Raw genomic sequence first — 6,000 nt, forward strand, 5'->3', positions numbered from 1 at the left:
GCCGGCAGGCCAGAGGGGGTCGCCGCGCATGAAGCGCTGACCTCCTCTATTCAAAGGCAGGAGGTCGAGCCCGGGTGTTCCGACCCCCTCTGTCGCCTTCGGCGACATCTCCCCCTCGAGGGGGGAGATTAACTACCCAAACTTCCCCGTCCTCGGGAATCCCTTCGGCACCATGCGGCCGGCCGAGGCGCGGGCGCCGATCCATTCGGCCAGTTCCTCACGCGATCGAGTGAAGGTGCGGTCGGCTGAATCCTGCCAGGTGAGACCGCTCTCCAGCGTGAACGGCTTAAGGTCGAGAAGGCCGCCGTCCTTGTATTTCTGCAGGCGTACGCCCTTGCCGCGGCCCATCTCCGGAATTTCGGAGAGCGCGAACACCAGCATCTTGCGATTGTCGCCGACGATGGCGAGGTGATCGCCCGTAACTGGAATGCAGCGCTTGGCCTCGTCCGGCGCCTTGACGTTCATCACCTGCTTGCCCTTGCGGGTATTGGCGACGACTTCCTCCTCGGGCACGATGAAGCCGTTGGCATCATGCGAGGCCAACAGCAGCTTGCGCTTCGGATCGTGAACGAAGGCGGTGACGATGTCCTGGTCATTGTCCATGTCGACGATGATGCGGATCGGCTCGCCATGGCCGCGCCCACCTGGCAGCCGGTCGGCGCCGATGGTGTAGAACTTGCCGCCGGTCGTGAAGACCAGCACCTTGTCGGTGGTCTGGGCATGGAAGGCGAGCTTGAGGCTGTCGCCCTCCTTGAAGGTCAGCGTCGAGAGATCGGCCAGATGGCCCTTCATTGCCCGCAGCCAGCCCTTTTCCGAAACGACCACGGTGACCGGCTCGCGCTCGATCATGGCATGGGCAATGTCGGTCAGATCATGCTCGGGCGCGTCGGCGAACTGGGTGCGGCGTTTGCCAAGTTCGGTCTCCGGACCGAACTTGTCGCGGATGTTGGTGACTTCCCACTTGATCGTCGCCCACTGCTTCTCGTTCGAAGCAAGCAGCGCCTCGATCTGCTTCTTCTCGGCGCTCAGGCCGTCGAATTCCTTGCGGATCTCGAATTCTTCCAGCTTGCGCAGTGCGCGCAGCCGCATGTTGAGAATGGCTTCGGCCTGGGTGTCGGTGAGCGACCAACGGGCCATCATCACCTGCTTTGGCTCATCCTCCTCGCGGATGATCCTGATCACCTCGTCGATATTGAGGTAGGCGATCAGGTAGCCGGCAAGGATCTCCAGCCGTCTTTCGATCTCGCCAAGCCGATGTTTCGAGCGGCGGACCAAAACCTCGCGGCGGTGCTCGAGCCACTCCTGCAGCACGCCCTTCAGCGACAGCACGTTGGGCACCTTGCCGCGCGACAGGACGTTCATGTTGAGCGGGAAGCGGCTTTCGAGTTCGGTCAGCTTGAACAGCGATTCCATCAGGATGCCGGGGTCGACCGAACGGCTCTTCGGCACCAGCACGACACGGATGTCTTCCGCGCTCTCGTCCCTGATATCCTCGAGCAACGGCAGCTTGCGTGCCATCAACAGCTCGGCGATCTTCTCGATCAGCCGCGCCTTCTGTACGCCATAGGGAATTTCGGTGACGACGATGCTCCAGGTGCCCCTGCCCTGGTCCTCCTGGATCCATTTCGAGCGGACGCGAAAGCCGCCGCGACCGGTTTCATAGGCTTCGAGGATCGAGGCACGGCTGTCGACGATGATGCCGCCAGTCGGGAAATCCGGGCCCTGGACGAAATCCATCAGCTTCGCCACCGGCGCGTCGCGATGCTCGATCAGGTGAAGGGCCGCGTCGCAAAGCTCGGCCGCGTTGTGGGGCGGGATCGATGTCGCCATGCCGACCGCGATGCCGGACGAGCCGTTGGCCAGCAGGTTCGGGAAGGCGCCGGGCAAAACCACCGGCTCCTCATCTTCTTCATTATAGGTCGGCCGAAAGTCGACGGCGTCCTCGGTGATGCCCGACAACAGTTCGGTCGCCACATCGGTCATGCGCGCTTCGGTGTAGCGCATGGCGGCGGCGTTATCGCCGTCGATGTTGCCGAAATTGCCTTGCCCGTCGACCAGGGGATAGCGCATCGAAAAATCCTGCGCCAGCCGCACCAGCGCGTCATAGATCGACTGGTCGCCATGCGGGTGGAACTTGCCCATCACCTCGCCGACGATGCGGGCGCATTTGGCAAAGCCCTGGTCCGGATTGAGGCGCAGCAGGCGCATGGCGTGCATGATGCGGCGATGGACCGGCTTCAGTCCGTCGCGCACGTCGGGCAGCGCCCGGTGCATGATGGTCGACAGCGCATAGGCAAGATAACGCTCTTCCAGCGCCTTCTTCAGATCGACCGGCTCGATATGATCGCCACCGCCATTTTCAGGCGGCAAAAGCCTTTTTCCCATGGGCTGGGACTAGCCGAGCGGGTGATTCGCGGCAAGAGGCAGACGGCTATGCCGGACCTTCTGCAACATGAAACCATACGCCAAGGGATGTCGACCAACATCAGCCTGTTACATGCGGGTTCTAAGGCCAAGCGCGATGATATCCGGCAGCCGGCTCTTCATGACAAATTCACCGGTTTGCGCAAAGACGGTGGGATCGGGTTTGCCTTTCGCCGGGATTTTCGACCAATGTGCCGGGATACGCCTTTTTCCGGTCCAGTTCGTCACGGAATGGTGATGGCGCAAAGAATTGAAAAAGAATTTCAGAACACTCTCAGGGACCTTGCGATGACAATCAAACGCTCAACTCTCCAGAAATTTGCCTTTTCGACCTTTTTGCTCACGCTGCCGCTGAACGCCGCCCTTGCACAGGACGCGGCAGTCGCCGACCGGCTGAAGGCAGCCCTTGCCGCCCAGGGTGTCGACATTTCCTGGACCGGCGTGACCGGTGACAACGCCAGCATGGTGCTGCAGGGCGTTGCCATCAAGCCGGCGGCGGAAAAGGAAGCCCTCGCCATCGGCGACGTCAAACTCGAAGGCGTCACCGAGGCCAATGGCGGCTATGACATCGCCACCGTGTCGACGGCGGCCTTCGAACACAGCAAGGACGGCGTCACCCTCGATCTCAGCCCGTTCGTCATCCACGACATGACCGTTCCGGCCGACGGCGCGACCAGCCCCTTGGGATCGCTGATGATGTACAAGTCCGCCGAACTCTCGAACATGACCGTCAAGGTCGCCGACAAGACCGCCTTCTCGATGGACGGGCTCGCCATCGAGATCACCCCGCCGGCTGACGGCAAGGCGATGGAATTCAGCGCCACCACGGAAAAGTTCAACGCCGACCTGACGCTGGTCGACGATCCCAAATCCAAGGAAGTCATCAACGCGCTCGGCTACCAGAACATCGCGGGCAATCTCGAGATGGCCGGCACCTGGCAGCCCTCGGACGGCAAGATGGAACTGTCGAAATACGACATCTCCGTCGAGAATGCCGGCACGTTCGGCATGACCTTCGATCTCGGCGGCTACACGATGGACTTCATCAAGTCGCTGCAGGAAATGCAGAAGAAGATGGCGGCACAGCCGGAAGGCGCCGACAATTCGGCGCAGGGCATGGCGATGCTCGGCCTGTTGCAGCAGCTTTCGTTCAACAGCGCCTCGATCCGCTTCGACGACGATTCGCTGACCAACAAGGTGCTGGACTATGTCGGCAAGCAGCAAGGCATGTCCGGCAAGGACATCGCCAACCAGGCCAAGGCGATCGTGCCGTTCGGCATGGCGCAGCTCAACAACCCGGAACTGACGGCGCAGGTCACGGCCGCGGTCGGCAAATATCTCGACGATCCGAAGAGCCTCGAGATCTCGGCCGAGCCGCCGGCATCGGTCCCGTTCGCGCTGATCATGGCGGGCGCCATGTCCAACCCGCTCGACCTGCCGAAGACGCTCGGCGTCACCGTCAAGGCCAACGAGGACTGATCGAAGCGACCTCAAGATGCGAAAAGTCCGGCAGCGATGCCGGGCTTTTTAGTGAATCGAAAGAGTCGGTTCGGACAGTTCTTTAAAGCATCGCCCGAAGCGCGATCAGGCGTCCTTCTTGGGCAGAGCCACGCGCAGCGCCAGTTCGCGAAGCTGCTGCGGGCTCGCTTCCGAGGGCGCGCTCATCAACAAATCATAGGCCTGCTGGTTCATCGGGAACATGGTCACTTCGCGCAGATTCTTCGCCCCAACCAGCAGCATGACGACGCGGTCGATACCGGCAGCCATGCCGCCATGCGGCGGCGCGCCATACTGGAAGGCGCGGTAGAGACCGCCAAAGCGCTCCTCGACCGTGGCGCGATCGAGCCCGACCGTTTCGAACGCCTTGACCATGGTTTCGGGCAGATGGTTGCGGATGCCTCCGCTGGCGATCTCGAAACCGTTGCAGACCATGTCGTACTGGAACGCCTTGATGCCGAGCAGATCCTCGCCGTTCAGCGCATCGATGCCGCCTTGCGGCATCGAGAACGGGTTGTGAGCGAAGTCGATCTTCTTCTCTTCCTCGTTCCATTCGAAGAACGGGAAGTCGACGATCCAGCACAGTTCGAAGCGCTCGCGGTCGACAAGGTTCAACTCCTCGCCGGCGCGCGTGCGCGCCGCACCCGCAAAGGAGACGAACTTCTTCGGATCGCCGGCGACGAAGAAGGCTGCGTCGCCTTCGGCAAGGCCGAGTTGCAGGCGGATCGCCTCGGTGCGCTCTTCGCCGATGTTCTTGGCGAGTGGGCCGGCGCCTTCGAGCTTGTCGCCTTCCTTGCGCCAGAAGATGTAGCCGAGCCCCGGCTGACCCTCGCCCTGCGCCCAGGAGTTCATGCGGTCGCAGAAGGCGCGGCTGCCGCCGGTCTTCGCCGGAATGCCCCACACCTCGGCCTTCAGATCGTTGGCCAGGATATTGGCGAACACCTTGAAGCCGGAATCGCGAAAATGGTCGGAGACGGCCTGCATTTCGATCGGGTTGCGCAGGTCCGGCTTGTCGGAACCGTATTTGCGCATGGCCACATCATAGGGGATGCGCTGGAATTTCTCAGTCACCGGCTTGCCGTTGGCGAAGGTCTCGAACACACCGCGCATGACCGGTTCCATGGTCGACAGCACGTCGTCCTGCTCGACGAAGCTCATTTCGAGGTCGAGCTGGTAGAATTCGCCGGGCAGACGGTCGGCGCGCGGATCCTCGTCGCGGAAGCAGGGCGCGATCTGGAAATAGCGGTCGAAGCCCGACACCATGATCAACTGCTTGTACTGCTGCGGCGCCTGCGGCAGCGCGTAGAAGGTGCCGGGATGGATGCGCGACGGCACCAGGAAGTCGCGCGCGCCTTCCGGCGAGGAAGCGGTCAGGATCGGCGTCGAGAATTCTGTGAAACCAACCTCGCCCATGCGCCTGCGCATTTCGGCGATGATTTTTGTCCGCGCGATGATGTTCTTGTGCAGCGTCTCGCGGCGCAGGTCGAGGAAACGGTATTTCAGTCGGATATCCTCGGGGTAGTCAGGCTCGCCGAACACCGGCAGCGGCAATTCCTTGGCCGCCGACAGCACTTCGATCTCGCGGGCGAAAATCTCGATCTCCCCGGTCGGCAGGTTCGCGTTCGTGGTGTCGGGCAAGCGGGCCTTGACCTCGCCGTCGACACGGATGACCCACTCGCCCCGCACGGTCTCGGCAACCTTGAAGGCCGGCGAATCCGGATCGGCGACGATCTGGGTCAGGCCATAATTGTCGCGCAGGTCGATGAAGAGCAGGCCGCCATGATCGCGCACGCGATGCACCCAGCCCGACAGGCGAACGGTCGAGCCAACGTCGCTCTTCCTCAATTGGACACAGGTATGGCTGCGGTAACGGTGCATTGTCATTGGTAAAGTCCGGGGTGCTGGTTGCGGGCCGAAGCATTACAGCCCGGCCGGAAAATTTGCGCGAAAAGCGCATGGGAGGCCTGATTTGTCAAGGCAAGCGGCGTTGGGCAGCAGGGCAATCGGGTGAGTTAACGCGTGACAAGGGGTTTAGGAGCTGAATCTGTCGAGAGCATCTGATTCTTTGAAGGATGCTTT

At 61.9% G+C, this 6,000-nt stretch carries 3 protein-coding genes; 1 reads left to right on the plus strand and 2 read right to left on the minus strand.

Going from position 1 to position 6,000, the window contains the following annotated elements; translation table 11 throughout:
* Nucleotides 1-132 precede the first annotated feature (132 nt).
* Complete coding sequence (gene parC, locus NKH03_RS21790; protein ID WP_352970462.1) at nt 133-2,385, minus strand: DNA topoisomerase IV subunit A; 2,253 nt, start codon at nt 2,383-2,385, stop codon at nt 133-135.
* Between the two features lie 327 nt (nt 2,386-2,712).
* On the opposite strand from parC, the gene NKH03_RS21795 reads away from it, so the two are divergent.
* Nucleotides 2,713-3,903: an aq_1923 C-terminal domain gene (locus NKH03_RS21795; RefSeq protein WP_352872831.1), complete on the plus strand. Its 1,191-nt coding sequence runs from the start codon at nt 2,713-2,715 to the stop codon at nt 3,901-3,903.
* A gap of 105 nt (nt 3,904-4,008) precedes the next feature.
* Here NKH03_RS21795 and aspS read toward each other — a convergent pair whose 3' ends face one another.
* On the minus strand, nt 4,009-5,799 hold the full coding sequence (gene aspS, locus NKH03_RS21800; protein ID WP_352970464.1) for an aspartate--tRNA ligase: 1,791 nt from the start codon (nt 5,797-5,799) through the stop codon (nt 4,009-4,011).
* Nucleotides 5,800-6,000: the final 201 nt, after the last annotated feature.

Source organism: Mesorhizobium sp. M1406, assembly GCF_040317555.1.
Taxonomy (GTDB): domain Bacteria; phylum Pseudomonadota; class Alphaproteobacteria; order Rhizobiales; family Rhizobiaceae; genus Mesorhizobium.

Bases quoted from the DNA above. Each gene is read 5' to 3' on its own strand.
- aspS (WP_352970464.1), bottom strand. From the start codon at position 5,799: ATGCACCGTTACCGCAGCCATACCTGTGTCCAATTGAGGAAGAGCGAC.
- NKH03_RS21795 (WP_352872831.1), top strand. From the start codon at position 2,713: ATGACAATCAAACGCTCAACTCTCCAGAAATTTGCCTTTTCGACCTTT.
- parC (WP_352970462.1), bottom strand. From the start codon at position 2,385: ATGGGAAAAAGGCTTTTGCCGCCTGAAAATGGCGGTGGCGATCATATC.